We start from the raw sequence: 19,548 nt of genomic DNA on the forward strand, positions 1-19,548 counted from the left end.
ATCGGCACCTACGGCAGCCCTTGCAGCTTCCTCGCTACCCACCTAAACCAACCGACCGTCTCGCACCGCCAAGGCATCAACCCATGGAGTATCAGCATCCATCGTGTAGATCGAGAGCTCCGATATCAAACCGGTATTTTCAAGTTGTGGCTTAGCTGGCCGTGATCTACCTCGCCCTTCGCTGCACACGACTGCTCAGGCTGTTGCGAATCGGCAGCGGCGGCTATATCACTCGGCCTGAGGAGGAAATGTGCTAGTGCCGGTAGCAGGATCAGTGCTCCCAACATGTTCCATAGGAACATGAAGGCCAACAGCAGTCCCATATCCGCCTGAAACTTGATAGGACTTAGCACCCAGGTGACAACACCAATGGCCAGCGTGATACCCGTCAGCATCACAACCTTCCCGGTAAACAACAGGGCTCGGTAGTAGGCCTCGGATAAGCTCTTACCCTCTCGCAACTGAGCCAAAGTGACGGACAGGATGTACAGGGCGTAGTCGATACCGATTCCCACCCCCAAGGCGATGACAGGCAATGTCGCAACCTTAACGCCCATGCCGAGAGTGACCATCAACGCCTCGGCGAGTATCGAGGTAAGCATCAATGGCAATACCGCTACTACCACCGCCCGCCAGGAACGGAAGGTAATCAGGCTTAGTACCGCAACAGCGGCATAGACTAGAAACAGCATTTGCCACCAGGCTTGCTTGACCACAATGTTAGTGGCCGCTTCGATACCGGCATTCCCGGCAGCCAACAGGAACTTGGTATCGTCAGTATCGTTCTCGCGGGCAAATGCTTCGACAAACCGGACCACGGAAGACAGCGTGTCAGCCTTGTGATCGCGCAAATAGATGTAAAGCGTCAACAGGCTGCAGCTGTCGTCGTAAAGCCCGCGCGGTGCGCCAGCTGTGATCGTGTTCAGCATGCTCTGATTGGGAAGGAACTCGTACCACTTAGGGTTGGCCTCGTTCAAACCAACCAGCATTTTCCGGTTCAGCAGAGATAGTGAGTTGGTCGTCTCGACGCCCGGGAGCTGACGTAGTTGCCATTCCAGCGAATCGATCTTGTTGAGCGTTTCGTATTGGGAGCATTGGCCTGCGGGGCTCGCGACCATGACAGCGAGAACGTCGCTTGATGCACCGTAGCTCGTGTTCATGAAGGCCACATCACGGTTGTAACGACTGTCAGAACGCAGCTCGGGCGCCCCTGGGTCCAGGTCACCGATTTTCAGATGGGTGCTGACGACAAAACCGGCCACACCAATGATCGTGGCCCCCACCAATGCGAAGGCAGCCATCCTGCGCTGAGTGAAGCGATCCAGAAAAGACCAGAGCGGGTGCTTGCCCTGCCCTTTATCATCTGCTGACTCGGCATGCAGGCTACGCTTGGCAGCAAAGGCGCTGACGCCAGTGTAGGAAAGCATGATCGGCAACAGGATCAGATTAGTAAAGATGAGTACCGCCACGCCGATCGAGGCAGCAATAGCCAATTCGCGGATAACCTGAATGTCGATCACCAGCAACACTGCGAAGCCGACAGCATCGGCCAGCAGTGCCGTCATACCTGCCAAAAACAGACGGCGGAATGTGAAGCGTGCGGCGAGTAACTTCGGAACGCCCCGCCCGATGTCCTGCATGATGCCATTCATCTTCTGCGCGCCATGGCTCATGCCAATAGCGAACACCAGAAACGGCACCAGAATAGAATAGGGATCCAGGGAATAACCAAGCGTCGGCAACAGTCCGAGTTGCCATACCACTGCGATTAACGATGCTGTAACCACCAGCAACGTAGAGCGGGCACAACGGGTGAACCAAAACACCGTAACAGTGGCGATACCGACGGCTATGGCGAAGAACACCAAGACCGAACGCACACCGTCGATAAGATCGCCGACAATCTTGGCGAACCCTGTGATGTGCACCACATTACCTTCGGCTTCGTACTTGTGACGCAGTTGTTCCAGATATCCGGCGAATACCGCATAGTTCAAGGGGCGACCTTCGCTGTCCTTGGCCAGTAACGGAACGTAGATCACCGATGACCTGCCGTCGGTGGACACGATCTGGCCGATCTCACCGGAGCGGGCGATGTTCGCCCGCAACTGCTCAAGGCTTGAAGGGCTGCCGTCGTATCCTTCAGGAATCACCTGGCCGCCTTCAAGACCCTCTTCGGTCACGCCCGTCCACCGTGTTGATGGCGTCCACAGTGACTTCATGTTCGCCCGATCCACCCCGTGCAAAATGAAGATTTCATCGGACATGCGGCGCAACGCATCGAGGTATCCGGGATCGTAAATGGTGCCTTTAGGACTCTCCACTGCAACGCGAACAGCGTTGCCAAGACCAGCCAACTGATTCTGGTATTTGTTGAACTCCTGGATGTAAGGGTGCTGCGTCGGAATGGTTTTTTCAAAGCTGGCATTGAGCTCCAGCTTGGTCGTCTGCCACCCCAATAAAGCGGTAACAATGGCACAAAGAATGATGACCACGAGTCGATTGTTGAATAACGCGCGTTCCAGCAGGGAGCCCGACTGGTGATCGAAATTGGCGGCATCCCCTGAGAGGTCTGACGATTGAATCTTCACAGCTTATCTCCAGGTTTGACTACATGTACGCCAAGCTGACTGAGCACCACCGTGCTCAAGTTTGATGTGAGCAGCACACCGTTAAGGGGTGGAAAAGGTCGGGTATTGAGTGGTTCGAGCTTTCCTCCCCGCTCGCGCATTACCAATCCAGCCTGATTAACCAGAATCAAGTGACCATCAGGCTGGATCGCAGAAGAGGTAATAGACGCTTCATCCGGCGAGACCAGTGATGTCCATGTCTTGCCGCCATCCTCAGAGCGCAAGGCATTGCCGCGTAAACCAGCGACGACAACTTCATGCTTCGATAGAATTTCTACCGTGAAATAACTGCCCCGATAGGGTGTCTGGGCGATGGAAAAGGTCGCACCGCCATCCTCTGAAGTGCGAACCAACCCTTGTTCGCCAACGATAATGATCGTCTGGCCCTCGCCGCGTATTGCATTCAAGTGAAGCGCACCAGGGTTTTGAATTCGGTCTCTCCAGGATGACCAGGTCTTGCCACCGTCGGTGGTTGATAGGGCGATTCCGTAAGCACCCACCACAACGGCATTAAGAGGATCGCGCACCAGAACATCGAGAAGAGGCTTGTCCGCCCCTTCCTCAACCATGCGTTGCGCGAAAGCGATTGGCCGGGCTTCGCCTTTTTTTTGCGCTTCAGCAAGAACTATCTGGGCAATCCGCCGGCCGTCGAGGCTAAGTGTCCAACTTTCGCCAGCGTCAGAGGTCACTAGCACGCAACCTCCATGCCCAACGGCATAGCCGTTCCTGGCATCGGCAAAGCGCACGCCGGTCAGCGTCACGCTGACCGGGGTCTGCACCTGCCGCCAGTTCGCTCCAGAATCATCGGACAACACCACAATTCCCCGCTCCCCCACAGCGACGAGGCGATTTCCCGCCTGCGCCACGCCAAGCAAGTACGAGCGTGCCGCCATTACAGTGGGAATTGAGGGTCTTTCTAACGCAGATCCAACCGGCGCCCCATTGGCAATCGACAATGTCGATATAAGAACCATGCCCCAAAGAAGGCACCATGCTAAATGTCGAGAAACGTTACTCATGTTTGACATAATTGACTCCGTACTTCGTTCAGTAACTCACCAGTAAAATGTTGAGCATGCAGCTTTGATACTCAACGCGTTTACCCTGAGTTCACTGCCACTGTTTACCCAATGATAAGCGCCTGACCTAACAGACGAAGCGCGAACCTGTGGGCAAACCTTTCTCTTAGAATGTGCGCTGTAGTGAAAGAGAAACGAAGTCGCGATCCTTCATCGATTGTTTGTATGACGTGAAACTCGTGTCATCCAGGAACGTACCTTCCGGCCCAAAGAAATGGGTGTAGGTAAGCCCCGCTTTCCAATCGTTGAGGTATGTCGCCTTCAACCCGATACTGACATCTCCGACATGATCTCCGTTAAACGACCCCACTACTGACGAGTTGCCAATACCGAAGCCCAGACCTAATGGCACGGAGATATCTACCCCAGAAAAAAACTGGCGATAAGATGGCTCGTAGAGTACGCGTATGTTGGCTGCATCTCGATCAGCATTGGGGCTTAGAAGATCAGGGTTCTTGGTAATACTCGTGCGTCGATTCCAAGCGACCTCCCCGAGAAAACTGGCTTCATTTGCGATGAATGATGGACCCAGGGTCGCCAACCAAGACACTTGCGCATGCAGGGAATTACCTACGGCATAAAGCGGATTGCCATCGTTATCGCCGGTGCCTGTCAAATCGACCGCGCCACCGCTGATCAGAGGAGTGTTGCGACGCACAGATACTTCGCCGGCAATGTTGTAGTCGCCAAACGTGCGACTGAAACTCGCCCCGTAAGCAGTGATATCTTCCGGATAAACCCATCGGTATTCACCGATCTGTCCACTGACAGGATTGAGGGCACCAGGTCGCAGATAAAGCTGAGGTGTTTTGTCGTGGTAACGGATCGCGTAGATGCCATAGTCTGTTTCATCGACGCTGAAGCGTACTTGCACGCCACCTTGCCCGGAATTCCTGGCCTTCATGTCCTTCCCTCGGAAGAGCGCCAATGGCCCACCTCCTGGTATGACAGGAGGGCCGGCGATCAATCGCTCGGCACCATCTCCTATAACATCGAGGGTCGAGAAATAGCTGCCAGCAGCAGGCAACTTCGTTTCTTCCCACCGCCACTGGTAATAGGCGCCGATGGAGACGTCCGGCGTTAACTGAAGCTGCCCGGAAAACTGCTGGACCGGGCGAATCAGCTCCTTGAACTGGGTATTGGGTACAGACAGAGCTTTCACTGCATCTATCGGTGCCATCCCACCTGCAATGCCGTTGGCACCAAAGAACAGGCTCTCACCCCAAATCAGGGCATGCCTGCCCGCTCGAAAGGTGGCCTTGGTATCCCCGATAGGCACTCGGCCATAAACAAACGCATCCAGCAACTCGGCCTTTTGCCCGTGCAATTTCTCGGTATCGCTGGTGAACTCGTCATAGGGACGGGAAAAGGAGTTAACCGTGCTCGGCGAATTATTATCGTTGGATTCGTTATAAACGGTGTCATACCAGCCAGCGCCCGACAACCGTGCGCCGAAACCCTGGTAGTTCATATCCAACTCTGAGAGAACGTCGAACCGGTTGGAAATCAAGCCCTTGCTGAAGTTTCGATCACCGTCATCCTGGTTGACCGAGGAAGTCAACTTATCGGACGCCCCCTTGACACGAAAAGCGCTGTTGTACTTGACCGTATTGTCCCACCGAAGCTTGAAATCTGGATTTTCAGTGTCAATCACGAATGCATAAACACTCGGCGACACGATAGCCATTATGGAGATAGCGAGTGGACGCAAGGCTTTATTTTTATGCATTTTATTGGCTCCGCTAGTGCCTGATTCATAGTCATCGACCAATGGAACTACCCGTCACTCACCGACAAACGCCGGAGTTGTATCAGAGTATTCCGACGGAAATTAGATTACGAAGGCATCGCGGCGTCCGTTAGCCTAATTTGGCATCACAACCGCAGAAGCATTGAAATACCACTGCGGCAAGCCTGACTCATCCGGAAGTCGATGAGAGTTCGCAGAATGTCCCATCCTGTCGACTCCAGTTACAGAGCAGTCCAGCGATTTGGTGCATGCCAATATTGGATAACACCCCCCCCTCCTTCTCTTTGTATCTTGTTCGTCAGCACTAAGATCGACATCAAATCTTTTTGCAGAGGTTGGACAGCAGTGGTCGACTGAAACCCTCTGTACATGCGAAAACGATATAAAAAGGAGCGAACGGTGACCAACATCGAATTGCTGCAGCGCAGAAATCAGCTATTAGGCAAGGCTGCACCGCTTTTCTATGACACACCGCTACACATTGTGCGCGGCGAAGACGTCTGGCTATTTGACGCCGACGGTAAACGTTATTTGGATGCCTACAACAACGTACCGGTAGTGGGGCATTGCAACCCAAAAGTAGTAGAGGCTCTTTGCAAACAGGCAGCCGATCTCAACATACATACCCGCTACCTACACGAGAATGTAGTCAATTATGCCGAGCGCCTGACAGCGACTTTTGACAGATCACTGGATATGGCCATTTTCACCTGCACCGGCAGCGAAGCCAATGAATTGGCCTTGCGCATAGCCAGGATGACAACCGGCGCCAAGGGCATCATTTGTTCGAACTGTACTTATCATGGCAATACGGCGGCAGTGGATGAGCTGTCGACCATGTTTACCGGTGGCGTCACCGGAAGTCTCAATGTACGTGCAGTGCCATTCCCCGACCACTATCGTCCGCTCGGCGGCCTACAGGGCGAAGCACTCATCGACACCTATGTCGCTGAAGTCGCAAAAGCTATCGAAGCATTGAAGGCAGACGGCTTGGGGTTCGCCGGGCTTTTGATCTGTCCGATCTTCGCCAACGAGGGCCTGCCTGGCGCTCCCTCCAGCTACGTCCAAAAAGTAGCTCGCTTGGTACGCGAAGCCGGTGGCTTGCTGATCTTTGACGAGGTCCAGTCAGGCTTCGGTCGCACCGGACATATGTGGGGCCAGGATCAGGTCGGTGTTGTTCCGGATATTGTCACCATGGGTAAACCCATGGGCAACGGACATCCGATCGGCGCCGTGGTGTCTCGAGCAGATCTGGTCAACAACTTCCGCGAGCGGGTGATGTACTTCAACACTTTCGGGGGAAATCCGGTCTCCTGCGCAGCAGGACTGGCGGTGCTGGATGTTATCCAGGAAGAACGACTGTTGGAGCATGTTGCCCAGGTTGGCGAGCATACGCTCAAGGGTTTGATCGCACTCCAGCAGCGCCACGAGATCATCGGCGACGTCCGAGGTTCAGGGCTGTTTTTCGGCATCGAACTGGTGCTGGACCGCAACAGCAAAGAGCCCGCAAGGGACTTGTCCAAGCAGGTGGTCAACCTGATGAAGGACCGCGGTGTTCTGATCAGCCGCCTGGGACCGAACGACAACGTACTCAAAGTGCGCCCGCCGCTGCCTTTCACGACCGAACACGCCGACCTGTTCATCAATACCCTCGACGATTGCCTGGCAACCCTGTAGGAGCCGCCCATGAGCGAACACATTGAAATTAGCCAGGAGCAGATGCTGAGCAATCTACTGGGGCTGGCACGGGCGTCGTTGCACCAGTGGAACATGGACTGTCTGGACGTCACCCTGATCAAATACCGCGAAAATGCAGTATTTAAAATCGAGACCACAAACGGAAACCGCTACGCCCTCCGTGTGCACCGTGGCGGCTATCACTCGGACGCAGCGTTGCGCTCCGAGCTGCAATGGATGGCTGCACTACAGCAATTCGGAATCGACGTGCCCGTAGTGGTACCGACCGACAAAGGTGAGTTGTTCATTCTGGCCACGCTACCCTCCACTGGCGAAATCTTACAGATCGACCTGTTCGAGTGGATCGAAGGTCGCCAGCTCGGCACGGCTGAAGGCGGCCTCGGCGATGACATACAGCAGATCCAGCATACTTACCGGACCATTGGAAACATCGCCGCACGCCTCCACGAGCACGGCAGACAATGGCGTCGGCCCGAAGGGTTCAATCGCCATGCCTGGGACGCTGAAGGCCTGGTCGGCGACTCCCCTTTCTGGGGGCGCTTCTGGGAACTGCGCAGCCTCAACGAAGAGCAACAGCAACTGGTCCTGACGGCACGAAACATTGTTCGCTCCGAGCTGCAAACAATTTCCCAGTCCCCCGAGCACGACGACTACTACGGCCTGATCCACGCCGATTTTGTGCCGGAGAATCTGATGATCTCGGGCGATACCGTGCGTCTGCTGGACTTCGATGACGCTGGTTTCGGATGGCATCTGTTTGAACTGGCCACTGCGCTTTACTTCGTCCGCCGAGATGCGAATTTCAAGGTTGCTCACGACGCTCTGATCGAAGGCTACCGAGCATATCGAGCTCTACCTGAAAAGGTCCTGGCCAAACTGCCGGTCTTCATGATGGCACGGGGCTTCACCTACTTGGGCTGGGTGCAAACCCGAGAAGGGTCGGACGTCGCCAGGGAACTCGCTCCCTTCTTGACCGAACTGGCATGCGATCTCACCGCCGAATTTGTCAAGACCTATAGCAGTTCCGCCAAAGCCGAGTAAATGGCCAACCATCGATATACGACAGCCCATACAAGGGCGTGGTCAATCAAAGGGGTGATGTATGTTTAGATTGAAAGGAAAAGTAGCCTTAGTGACCGGCGCCAGCCAGGGCATCGGCCAGGGCATCGCCGAGGTGTTCGCCAAAGCAGGAGCTCACGTTGTGGTGGCGGCTCGCAATGCTGAAAAAGGTCGTAAGGTAGTCGCCGACATCATCGCCAGCGGCGGCCAGGCACAATGGCAGCAGACCGACCTCAGTACAGCGGATAATGCCAGGCATCTGGTCGAAGCTGTACTCGCAGAGCACGGTGCATTAGATGTTCTCGTGCATAACGCTGGGGTATTCCCGATGGCGACGATCGACGACCTCAGCGACGCGCAACTGGAAGAAACCTTGACGGTAAACCTGAAGGCCGCCTTCTGGCTGACTCAGGCAGTGTCACCATCGATGCGCGAACGCGGCCATGGCCGCATTCTCTTCACGTCGTCAGTAACCGGCCCACGTGTGGCGATGCCGCTGCTGGCTCACTACGCGGCCAGCAAGGCCGGGCTGAACGGATTCATCCGCGCTGCTTCGCTCGAATACGCACGAGACGGCATTACCGTTAACGCCGTTGAGCCCGGCTACATCCTCACCCAAGCAATGGACCAACTAGTCAGCCACGAGGAACAAGCGGAAATGGCCACTCAGGTACCGATCGGAAGACTCGGCCACCCTCACGACATCGCTCACGCCATGCTCTATCTGGCGAGCGACGAGGCGAACTACGTTACCGGGCAGAGCATCATCGTCGACGGCGGTTCATGCACGCCAGAAAGCTCAGTTCAATTGCAAGGCTTCTATACAGACCGCGGCCGATAAGTAGTGATGTCTCGGGGCAAGAATCCTGCCATTGCGCTGGCTGATACCGATCCGGCGCTGGTCATCGAGGGGTTAAGTCGAGTCGACTGACTGGACGCCTACTGCGAAACCAAGTCCGTGTGTTTGCGCCGCTAAGGCCGGAGAACATTGCCCCGCCTGAAAATAACGATGGGGCGATGTGATCGTCATTCCCAGGGCAGAGATAGAGCCCACTTACGCCAGATCAACCGTGACACTCGCGGCATTTACTTCACGAGTGTCCGGTAAAAACCGAAGGGGGAGCTTGCTCCCCCTTCGGTTGGCGGCCGTCAGTCATAATCTGATTTTTCAGACTCGATTTTGACTCATGTTTACCAGCACCCGTTTAGCCCACCTACTCAGTGCGATCCCGCGTCAGTTTTTCCGGCAATCCACCGAAAGGCACCGGGCGGATCGCTATGTCAAACGCTGCACGTCCTGGCAATTGCTGGTGACACTGGTCAGCGGTCATTTGACCCAAGCCCCAAACCTGCGGTCCTTGGCGAATTTCTCCGAAACTCTAGGCCCGCATACCCCAGCGTTGAGGGACCGACGAAGGCTGGAGCGAGAAAAGCTGAAGGCTGCCCAAGACAGCCTTCAGCTATGAAACGTGTTTACCGGACACTAGTGGGCGTTCACGTGGACTCATGCCGAAGCGCGCCTTGAAGGCTGTGTAGAAGTAATCGCCAGAGCCCCATTGACCAACGAGTGTTGAAAGGGGCTGCCCGACTGGTGCCCAACGTAGAACCTCGGCACAACGTTCAAGTCAGCAGCCTTTGATATGCTGCGAGACCACCAGCCAGCGGCGAGCAAACATCCGATACAGCCCCCCGAACAGAAACACCGACCTGACGACCGATCAGTTCCGGACACAGATCAGCTTCGTGGATGTGCGCATCGATAAAAGCAATAGCCTTTCGAAACAGACGATTGCGCCTGTCCTGCCCCTCACTTACCTCAATGACTGGGCGCAATAGCACCAACAGCGCCTCCAGCGTAACCTCGCCATCACGGCCCATTGGAAAATGACCCGATCTTCCCATAGAAACCTTCACTCAAGTAGCGCCCGGCAAGTGCCCCGCAGATTCGATTGATATCTCGCATCCAGTCGTCCCAGGCCACAGTTGGGCCTGATGAACTGAAACTCATAGCCCTCCCCCTGCCGTAAATTGCTCGTCAGAAAAATCAGGTTCGAAATTGCTGAACCAGCTCTCGGAGCTCTCTTCCCAATCGTGCAAGCTCTGCACTGGAAACTGCAGTTCGCTGACTTGCATCGGCGCTTTGCTCTCCAATGCCACGAACCCGGCTGATGCTTCCATTGATGACCTCTGCAACTACGCTCTGCTGCTCAGCCGCAGCGGCGATCTGCTGGTTCATTTGCTCAATCGTACTAACCGAACGGGTAATGCGGATCAGAGCATCGCCAGCTTCGCTGGCCAGAGCAACGGTGCGCTGAGTTTGCTTACAACTGCTGTCCATCTGCTGCACCGCGTTACTCGCCAAGGTTTGCAGGCCAACTATCAGCCTTTCAATTTCCTCGGTGGAGTCATGAGAGCGGCGAGCCAGAGCGCGCACTTCATCGGCGACCACCGCAAATCCCCTCCCTTGTTCACCCGCACGGGCCGCTTCGATGGCCGCGTTGAGCGCCAACAGGTTAGTCTGTTCAGCCACCCCGCGAATGACTTCGAGCACGCTACCAATGCGCATGCTTTCCTGATTCAACGCGGCGATAGCGTCAGAGGAACGCGCCACTTCAGTTGCCAGATCACCGATCTGGCCGATTGCCTGCTGCACCACCCAATTGCCTTGCTGCGCCTGCGAATCAGCCTGTTGGGCCGCCTGCGACGCCTGCTCAGCGTTCCGGGCGACCTCCTGCACAGTCGTAGCCATCTGATGCATGGCTGTAGCTGTCTGCTCGACTTCCAGCTTCTGCGTCTGCACTCCACTACTGGTCTGAGCAGTAATGGAGGAAAGTTGTTCTGCGGAGCCAGATATCTGAGTAACGCTCACACCTATGCGCCGAATCAGGTTCCGTAGATTGAGAGTCATGCCTTGCATGGCCGTCATTAGTTGGCCAACCTCATCACGACGCTCTGATGTGATGTCCTGGCTTAGATCACCCCCGGTAATGCGCTGTGCTAAGACCACTGCCTGGCGCAGCGGCAGGACGATTTGACGTGTTATCAACAAGGAGGCGGACAATCCGATCAGCACAGCTATAAAGCCCATCAACCCGAGCAGAAACAACGCGCGGTGACTGCCAGAGCTCATCGCTTGGCCTTGCAGTTTTTTGGCCGTTTCGGCCAGCGTTAGCACAGTCAGGGCTCGGTCAAGCATCACTCCTTCAATCTCGGCAGTCTTCTTAACCACACGCTGATAATTGAAGAAAGCGTCCTGGTAACTCTTGAGTGCAGCAAGGGCTGCATCGATGTTATTGCGCTGCCTCTCATCCAGCCAGATGCTCAGATTACGTGCGAGTGCGCCCTGCTCTGTGCTGATAGAGAGCCAAGCGTCCAAAGCTTCGGCAGATCCATCGATTATGTACAGACTTTCATTGCTACGCAGGTCGAGCATGCGTTTGCTCATCCCAGACACTTTTTCGGCCAAATCCAGTGGATTATTATCATTGGACTGACCGCCCTCATAGTTCTTCTCACGCAGAGCATCGTATATATCCAACTCAATTGTCTCGAACTGCCTGCGTGCCTCGTTGGCTGTCTGGGTCATTTGCTGTCGAGCCTGGAGGGCTTTAGCATGCTGCTCAACAAACGCCTCAAATTGTTCGAGATAAACCGATGCAGCCTGATCCATAGCCTGCAGACGAGCCTTCTCGTCCCCGTCCACCGACTCCGAATATTGCCCGAACAACTCACGCACACGGGCAAGCCCTTGGCGTACCGCCTGGGCGTCAACCTCGGCACGGCTGATTGCAAAGTCCCGCTCACTGCGCCGTGCTTGCAAGATCAGCGTATCAATGGTCGACAGTTGCATGACCTGCCGGTATTGCCCGAGCACCGAGCCTAGGGCAAAAAAACCTGTGCCCATCACCGCTATTGTCAAGAAAAGAACCAACCCGAAGCCACAGAGCAATTTCTTGCCCACAGAAAGATCAACTAATAAGCGCCTGACAAACTCAAACATTTTGAGCACTCCATTTTTTTGGATGGCGCGACGCGCTGGACTTCTTGGTAAAAGCTAAAACCTTTCGGGTGCACTCCCGGCCTCGTGCAAGTCGACCGTACGAATATGGGGGTTATGGCACACTTTGAAAAATCGCAAAAAAATGCCAGTCCTGCAGCTATCAGACAGACTGACAATTACTCACATCGGCAAATCGACCTCCATACGCCTTATGACTGGCAAAGCCGATTGGGCAAAAATTGGAGGACAGATAAAGAGAGCACCGCAAAGTTTTCAGCTGCATGAAATTACACCTAAAAAATGGTGCCCACTTAACTAAGTGGACACCATTTCCCGGTTTAGCGGCCTTTAACAGGTGACAGTGCCAAATATAGATAGATTATCTAGCGCAAACTGTCGCCGACCATCGAGTCGGCCGAGAACGCATCTTTGTCGAAGCGTGGGGTGAGCGCGTACTGTTTCGGTTTGTTATTAATGAGAGACTCAAAGCTTGTACCCGATATGAGGTCGTTAAAACCAAAACTTGTAATCACCACTGCCGGAGCGTCAGGTGCAACAACAGCGTCCGCATGAAGTGTCTTCCAGAGTTGACCATTAGCGTCCCAGCGATCGCCCAACAAGCATGTCCAACTGTCCTCGTCACAGTAATAGCGACTTCTCACCGCTTGGTGGCGCTTGCCATTGCGCAAGGTGGCTTCCACCACCCAAACCCGGTGCAATTCCCAACGTACGTGCTCAGGATTGAGGTGATGCTTGGACAGCAACTCTTTGTCATCTTTTACCTGAAGCGCACCGTTACTGTTGTAAGGGACATACTTTTCCTGTTTGCCGATAATTTTCCAGTCGAACCGATCGAGCCGACCCGAGAAGGTCGAGATTTCGTCGTAGCTCATCACCCCGGCAGTGGCCGTCGATGGTGTATCGCAACAGGTGTTTGGCAGCTTGCGCACCCGACGTTGGCCAACGAGATATATCCAGTATTGTGACTTGTCACCGTCCAGGTTTTCGATGCCGGCAAGCGCCTCTCCTGCACGGATTGGCGGTGCCATGGTATCCAGGCGGGAGCGCCAATAATTATTGGTCTTGGCCAGTTCTTCAAGATTACTGTCTGGCAAGTAGTAAGGCATCTCGGTGTTTTGAACAAAGTCAGAAACCAGTACGGCGTCGCCATTGGCGGTCAGCTGATAGGTCTTGATCATTTGCGATGTTGAAGTGCCACGCCAGCGCAGCACGTGATTCCACATCAACTCCGCACCGCTTTGCGGAATGGGGAAAGGAATACCGCCATAGACACCTTGCGGAATGTCACCATTCATCTTGCCATTGGTCGCATTTTTGAAGGTGTTGTCATACACCCACTGTGGTGCGGCTGCGGTTCGTTGGGTCTTGTAAACATTGACCCGGAAGCTTTCCGGGTACTTCTTCAACAACGCCTGGGTCCCCTCGGTGAGCTTATCGGCATACTGGCTGACATTCGCCGGCGTAATTGAGAACAGCGGTTTCTCATCCTTGAACGGATCGCCACGACGCCCGCCCGGCTCGTCCCCAGGAATTGGCTTAGTATAGCCACCCGTCCAAGCCGGGATTGTGCCATCCTTGTTCCCGGCCTTTTCGGCTCCTAACGGAGTGAGTTCGTTGTTCAGCTTCGCAGCCTCTTGGGCAGAGACGGCTGCAAACGCCTCAGGACCACACGCTAGCAAGGCTACTAGCAGAGGGGGGAATAATAGTTTGCTCATTTGTTTGCTCATTGTGTGCTCCTGTGTTTTAACTTGCGGTGGAGCGGCATATTGAAAGCGCCCCTGAGCGACTTTTATAAGAAGCGTTTTATCTTTCACTACTCAGTAAATTGCACCTCATGGTAATACTGATGCCTGCAAGAGTACGAAGCGCAAAAGAGTAGTGTTAGCCAGATTTGGCATAAGGTAAAACAACTCGTGCCATCCGTCAGAAGGCAGAGGCTTCCCCCATCGATAACGGAAAGTGGCGACTGCATCACCAGCCAAGCTGGCTGTCGGAACTGATTGAACGACAAACCGAACCTCTTATCTGATTTCCGTACAATCACAATTATGCACCCGAGAGAGAGGGCGATTTGCAATGGATAATCGATGCCGGGCGATGAAGGCGATGACCAAGCTGGATCTCCCATCAATGCCGATTCTGATCGGTATCGAGAAGGCTATCTATATTGGCATCGGCCAGACTGTCGATACCGAGGCGACAAGCTGCAGGAGGTTGCCGAAGACATCGCAACCCGCAGTGACGCTTTGATATTTTATATACGCACTACAGAGCGCGTATGTCCCGCTTTACGCGATTTAATGTCTCCGAAGGAAGCTCATTGAATATTTTTTTATACTCAGAGCTGAAACGACTCAAATGCCAGAACCCCCAACTCGCCACAACATCTTTTACTTGCACCGCACCATCACCCGCACTCACCAAATCACGACGAGCTCCATTCAGCCTGAGCAACCGAAGGTAACTCACCGGGTTGATATTCAACAGATCCTGAAAACTGTATTGCAATACTCGTCGAGAAACACGAAGCTCACGACAGACATCAATAATCTGCATGGGCTCTGAAATATTATCAACTAAAAATTCGCGTGCCCGGCGCACGATCTGCACATGATTGAACTCTCGATGGACAATCGCTGGTACTGTAAAATTTTTTAGGATAATAGGGGCCAGTGTCTCCATCGCCTTTTGCATCAAGGCTGAGCGTACCTCAGGATGACTAAGCATCTCCGGATCATCATGACAGACGTCGAGCATACCAATGAACACTTTGGTCATGCTTGCCGTGCATGTCGAGTCGTCGACCAGGAACATCCCACGTTTCAGCCAGTCTTTTACCGACACATGTTCGACTGACTCCATATATTCAGCAACCACTTTACGAGAGACTGCCACAATCAGCAATTTGGTCGGGGGAACCAATGCATCATAATCATTCTCGCCTCTAAAAATGACGAGGTCACTTGCCATCCAGCTTCGACCATTTATTCGTCCTTCGCGCTCCATGCACCAAGGCAGGGCAAAAACAAATGAATCAGCCCACGCAATACCAAGTTGGTGGCTCGTTACATTTCCGACCTCTGTATAAATCTGTAATCCAGAAAGCCATAATTCCTTAGTATTACATTGATATTGCCCTGAAGAAAGTTGAATGTACTCCAGATCCCAGCCATCAAACGCTGCAGAATTGGTGAACGGGTCTGAATGATGACCCGCATGAACATAGTAATCTTTAGTACGGCAAACACTCTCTGATCTCATATTGTTATAGCCTTCGAAAGATACGATTTTTGCCGACGCACCGAAAAATCCGGCCACTAAAAAACATGCAAAAGACGTTCCAGAATGCCGAAAGACTCAATAACATCATCACTAAATTTATTAATGTGACGAACAGCTAATCAAAACGCAAAAAAACCGAAGCATGGTTATAAAAACACCATTCCTACAAACATCCAGGTATTTTGACAACATCCAAAACAGACTCGACTTTGATATCGAGAGCATTTCGGCCGGCTGCCCACGTTCAAAACGTAACGGAAATTCGCGTTTTTAATGCAGTGCAACCAAAGTACACCCATCCAGAATTCGAGCTCGCCATAATCACTGATAAAGAAGAAAAAAGAGTAAAAGGTGAAAGATCGGCCGAGTCCTTATAAAGAAAAGTTACGACCGATCTGCCTCTAAAATGATCGTCTTCTAAAAATGCGCCCTATTCATGTGCATAACCGCAGTTAGCACCGCAAATATGACCTTTCATCGCGCTGCGTTTTATCGGCCGCGAACGCTCCAGGGATAACTCGCCCCCGTCTAAGCGAGGTATGACACCAGCATCAAAAACATCCTTCCCCCCCATCACCGTACGCAGGACTTGCGTGCTGGCTAATTGGTCGAGGCTGCATGTCCGAATATTTTGATCAATGATGGCAATATCGGCCTTATATCCCGGCATCAGCGCACCTATACCTTGCCATTGCATCAGTCGGGCATTGTTTATCGTCCAGGCGTCGAATGCTTGTTGCCGATCGATTGTGTTACCAGGGCCGGAATGCTTGCGCCCCGAACCTGAAAACTCGCGCGTCTCAGCAAGCGCCATGTGCTCGAATGGACTGGTTGGCCCCCAGTCAGAACCCAGCCCGACGTTGGCACCGGAAGCCATCATCTTACCAATCGGCACCAGATCCGGGAGCACATGTTCGCCAATACGCTCCTGATACAAATCTCCCTTGCCCCAGCAGAAGCTCAAGCTGCTGGTCAGATGGAAGTTCAGTTCGGCATAACGCTTGATAGTTTTCTCATCGATGAGGATATTGTGCTGCATGATCCACTCCCTCTCCCGCACATTCCATTGTGAGAGGAAAGGCTCAAGGGACTCGAGAAACTCTCTGTGATCCTGATAGCCGCCCTGTACCATGTTCAATCGAACATTGTTACGCAGGCAATATTCAATGGCGTTGCGCTCGATGCTTTGTGGTACGAATGTACGTCCATTAGTTGGACGTCCATAGGGATCCTTGTAAGTCTGATCGATTCTAAGAAAACCAGACCAGGCGCCTCCCCCCCTTGCCAGCGACATACCATTAACTCGGTACAAGGGATCGCTGGTTTGCGACAGTTTCATCGCCAGCTCGAAATTCTTGTACACATTCTCGTCAGTTAGGCCGAGCCCTAAATCCCAGGACGTTGGTGCGACATCAAGAGCGGACATGACTCGCATACTCAGCAGGCCTTCATCACGTACGCGCTGGTAAGCAGCGATATGGGAAGCGTCCATCACATGCGCCTCATAACATGCGGTTACCCCTTGATTGGCCGCCCTGATTTGACCCGCCAGCGCACCGTGATACCAAAGATCTGCGGGCGGCAGTGGCATTTGCGAAACCACTCGGGTCATCCAGAACGCGCTGTCGTTGTAGTAATTGATCACGCTACCCCGGAAGATACCGGTCAACTCACCGGAATCGTCCTTTTCAATCCAGACATTGTCCACCACATCGGGCAAATCTCGTCCGAGTCCCAGGATCTGCAATGCCTTGGAGTTCAGAACACTGATGTTCGGCACTTGCGGCGCGTAGGCCTGAATCCAGACCGGATGATCAGGCGCAGCGGCGTCGAGCTCATATCGATTTGGCAGACGTCCTTCAGGCAAGTCGCGCCAAGAGCGGCGAATAAAGTAATGGGGTTCACCCACGGGTGTGGTGACAATCCAACCATTGACGGGAGTAACTGCCGCACGCTCTCGAATCCGCGCACGTATATCATCGTGATTGCGTGCATCGTACAGATCGACACACATCGCATCAAAACTGGCGAGGTGAAGAAAATGTGGGTGGTTGTCAATGATGCCCGGAATAACACAGGCGCCACCAACATCAATTTTGTGTGCTGCGGGCCCCGCTAAACTACGCATGTCCGCCAACGCTCCGGTAGCAACCACCGAGTCCCCCTCAAGAACGATGGCTTCGTGAGTTTCCCTCCCCTGATTCTGAGTTAAGACAGGGCCACCGAAAATCAGCGTGCGACGAGTTGAACTTTCCATTTCTGGTCCTCGAAGAAGGTCTTTCTGGATTTAATCAACCTGTCCGCCAGCATGCGGCCACCCAAGAGGGTTGCAGGTCATTCTCATGAGAGTACGAGCGCGGCAAAAGTGCCCGTTATCCAGTTTTGGCATCGCGTCTTCACAGCACAGCCTATGCGTACTGAGCAGATGATCTTCATCAGTGCAATAGAAGCAGTTGCCTCCATCGTGAGCGATGTTGTGCAACCTGGTTGGGCCCCTGCCTGATCGGGAGGTGACTAATTGCTGTCTGTTGAGCAATAACAGCCAGACTGCTGCTCAATTGATGCTTTGGCAGTCAGCCCCCTATAAAGCAGCTGGTGAGAGAAACAAACCCACCGCGCATCGCCCCGCCGCTGCTTCCCCTCGAAGCAGAATCACTTGCTCATCATGCTGGTCGCTTCCTGCGTGGCTTCAGTGGTTCGGGTAGCAAGTTTCCTGACTTCATCGGCCACCACCGCAAATCCGCGCCCAGCCTCGCCCGCTCGGGCTGCTTCAATAGCAGCGTTGAGTGCAAGCAAATTGGTTTGGCTGGCAATGCTCTGGATAGTGCCCACAATTTGCGTCAGCTGAGCAATGTTCTGCTCCAGATTCTGCTGATGCTTGGCTTCGGTTTCGCGCAACTGTTCTTGTTCGTGCTGGAAATGGATGTCTACCAGCGCACCAACCGCTCGCAGTGGTGTGCCGCGCTCATCCCTACGGGTTTGGCCACGGGCGCGGAACCAGCGGAACTCACCGCTCTTGAGCTTGAGCCGATATTGAATGTCGAACGCGGTTCTGCCGGAGCGGTCATTCAAATGCTCAGCTAATGCCGTCAGGCTGCGCTCCTTGTCCTCGGGGTGCAGGCGTGAAGTCCAGCTTTCGAGTACATCCGGAAATTCTTCGACTGTCTCAAAACCAAGCAGGCGCCGGAATTGCAGAGACCACCATATAGGGTTTCGTGGGTTAACCGGATCGCCAGCGATCACTTCCATGTCCCATAGACCATCGGTTAGCAACTCGCGGGAAAGCTCGAACCGGGTAAGGGTCACATCCAGCGCTCTTTCGCGCTCCCAGTCATCATGAATATCCCGTATCGATCCGGCGATCCGGATAGGCACGCCTTGCAGGTCGCGCAGCGTTTCTCCTTGTGAGAAGAACCAGCGGTACCCACCGCCCTTCAATGCCATGCGGATATTCACGCGATACGGTGTCTTCCCGGACTTATCATTCAAGTGTCGGCCAAACGCCTCAAACGCGGTTAGTCTGTCATCTGGGTGCATGCGATCAGACCAGCTGGATATGGCATTGGGAAATTCGCGCTCGTCGCTAAAACCCAGCAACTCACGCAAAGTCTGTGACATCCAGCAGATGTTGTTCGGGCTCATTGGATCACCACCGACCACCTCCACGTCCCACAGACCTTCGTTGGACGCACGGTTGATAAGGTCAAAACGCTCCCTTTGGGCTTCAATCTTGTTCTCCGCTGCTGACAATAGCGCACGAGCTGCCTCAAGCTCGGCTTCCAATAAACTGACGTGTGCCGTCAGTCCCTTTTCTCTATTGGCTGCGCTCTCCCATGCGCGCTTGAGTTCTTGATCCCTGGCGCTTGCGCGGAACTCGGGTTGGTCTTGCTTTCCCTCTAAGGCAGCTATGAGCTGCAGGCGAGTTTTTCGATCACCGCGCGAACCTGGAAGACTGAACATTGTGGGCATGCTCTTCTTATTGGATGAGTTCTAAAGCACCTACAGGGTAAGGGAAACTCTGAAGAGGAC

13 protein-coding genes and 3 pseudogenes are annotated in these 19,548 nt (G+C 53.8%); 5 read left to right on the plus strand and 11 right to left on the minus strand.

The window, feature by feature from the left end; translation table 11 throughout:
• Positions 1-125: 125 nt before the first annotated feature.
• The 3 genes from ACA067_RS17030 to ACA067_RS17040 all read right to left on the minus strand — a co-directional run bounded on the left by ACA067_RS17030 (position 126) and on the right by ACA067_RS17040 (position 5,438).
• Positions 126-2,591: an efflux RND transporter permease subunit gene (locus ACA067_RS17030; protein ID WP_497457650.1), complete on the minus strand. Its 2,466-nt coding sequence runs from the start codon at positions 2,589-2,591 to the stop codon at positions 126-128.
• Positions 2,588-3,658 (minus strand): WD40/YVTN/BNR-like repeat-containing protein, encoded by a 1,071-nt coding sequence (locus ACA067_RS17035; protein WP_497457651.1) that lies wholly within the window; start codon positions 3,656-3,658, stop codon positions 2,588-2,590. Before ACA067_RS17035 ends, ACA067_RS17030 begins: the two co-directional genes overlap by 4 nt.
• A 157-nt stretch (positions 3,659-3,815) precedes the next feature.
• The gene (locus ACA067_RS17040) at positions 3,816-5,438 is read right to left on the minus strand and encodes a DUF1302 domain-containing protein (protein ID WP_497457652.1); all 1,623 of its coding nucleotides are present in this window, start codon (positions 5,436-5,438) and stop codon (positions 3,816-3,818) included.
• Between the two features lie 420 nt (positions 5,439-5,858).
• Between ACA067_RS17040 and ACA067_RS17045 the strand changes: the two genes are divergently transcribed.
• The 4 genes from ACA067_RS17045 (at position 5,859) to ACA067_RS17060 (ending at position 9,682) form a co-directional block, all read left to right on the plus strand.
• Entirely contained in the window at positions 5,859-7,136 is a 1,278-nt protein-coding gene (locus tag ACA067_RS17045) for an aspartate aminotransferase family protein (protein ID WP_497447599.1), read from the plus strand.
• Between the two features lie 9 nt (positions 7,137-7,145).
• Positions 7,146-8,198, plus strand: coding sequence for a phosphotransferase enzyme family protein (locus ACA067_RS17050; protein ID WP_497457653.1), 1,053 nt, complete (start codon positions 7,146-7,148; stop codon positions 8,196-8,198).
• 61 nt (positions 8,199-8,259) lie between these two features.
• Entirely contained in the window at positions 8,260-9,057 is a 798-nt protein-coding gene (locus ACA067_RS17055; protein WP_497447601.1) for an SDR family oxidoreductase, read from the plus strand.
• Between the two features lie 346 nt (positions 9,058-9,403).
• On the plus strand, positions 9,404-9,682 hold the full coding sequence (locus ACA067_RS17060; RefSeq protein ID WP_497457654.1) for a DUF4372 domain-containing protein: 279 nt from the start codon (positions 9,404-9,406) through the stop codon (positions 9,680-9,682).
• A gap of 154 nt (positions 9,683-9,836) precedes the next feature.
• Here the strand turns inward: ACA067_RS17060 and ACA067_RS17065 are convergent, their stop codons facing one another.
• The 4 genes and pseudogenes from ACA067_RS17065 to ACA067_RS17080 form a co-directional block, all read right to left on the minus strand.
• Positions 9,837-10,130 carry a hypothetical protein gene (locus tag ACA067_RS17065; RefSeq protein ID WP_497457655.1) on the minus strand — a complete coding sequence of 98 codons (294 nt, stop codon included), beginning with the start codon at positions 10,128-10,130 and terminating at the stop codon, positions 9,837-9,839.
• A 130-nt stretch (positions 10,131-10,260) separates the two neighbouring features.
• Positions 10,261-11,142 (minus strand): methyl-accepting chemotaxis protein, encoded by an 882-nt coding sequence (locus tag ACA067_RS17070; RefSeq protein ID WP_497462794.1) that lies wholly within the window; start codon positions 11,140-11,142, stop codon positions 10,261-10,263.
• Positions 11,119-12,216 (minus strand): annotated as a pseudogene (locus ACA067_RS17075) (HAMP domain-containing protein); the annotation flags it as partial. The pseudogene ACA067_RS17075 and the gene ACA067_RS17070, both read right to left, overlap by 24 nt.
• Positions 12,217-12,599: 383 nt before the next feature.
• Positions 12,600-13,964, minus strand: coding sequence for a DUF1329 domain-containing protein (locus ACA067_RS17080; RefSeq protein ID WP_497457656.1), 1,365 nt, complete (start codon positions 13,962-13,964; stop codon positions 12,600-12,602).
• A 349-nt stretch (positions 13,965-14,313) separates the two neighbouring features.
• Here ACA067_RS17080 and ACA067_RS17085 point away from each other — a divergent pair, with 349 nt between their 5' ends.
• Positions 14,314-14,487 (plus strand): hypothetical protein, encoded by a 174-nt coding sequence (locus tag ACA067_RS17085; protein ID WP_497457657.1) that lies wholly within the window; start codon positions 14,314-14,316, stop codon positions 14,485-14,487.
• A 15-nt stretch (positions 14,488-14,502) separates the two neighbouring features.
• Here ACA067_RS17085 and ACA067_RS17090 read toward each other — a convergent pair whose 3' ends face one another.
• From ACA067_RS17090 to ACA067_RS17105, 4 genes and pseudogenes are all read right to left on the minus strand, one after another.
• Positions 14,503-15,555 carry a helix-turn-helix domain-containing protein gene (locus tag ACA067_RS17090; RefSeq protein ID WP_497457658.1) on the minus strand — a complete coding sequence of 351 codons (1,053 nt, stop codon included), beginning with the start codon at positions 15,553-15,555 and terminating at the stop codon, positions 14,503-14,505.
• Positions 15,556-15,949: 394 nt separating this feature from the next.
• Positions 15,950-17,776 (minus strand): amidohydrolase, encoded by a 1,827-nt coding sequence (locus tag ACA067_RS17095; RefSeq protein ID WP_497457659.1) that lies wholly within the window; start codon positions 17,774-17,776, stop codon positions 15,950-15,952.
• A gap of 398 nt (positions 17,777-18,174) precedes the next feature.
• Positions 18,175-18,471 (minus strand): annotated as a pseudogene (locus tag ACA067_RS17100) (methyl-accepting chemotaxis protein); the annotation flags it as partial.
• Positions 18,466-19,488: pseudogene (locus tag ACA067_RS17105) on the minus strand (PAS domain-containing protein); the annotation flags it as partial. The pseudogenes ACA067_RS17100 and ACA067_RS17105, both read right to left, overlap by 6 nt.
• Positions 19,489-19,548: the final 60 nt, after the last annotated feature.

Source organism: Pseudomonas sp. LBUM1674, from assembly GCF_059695635.1.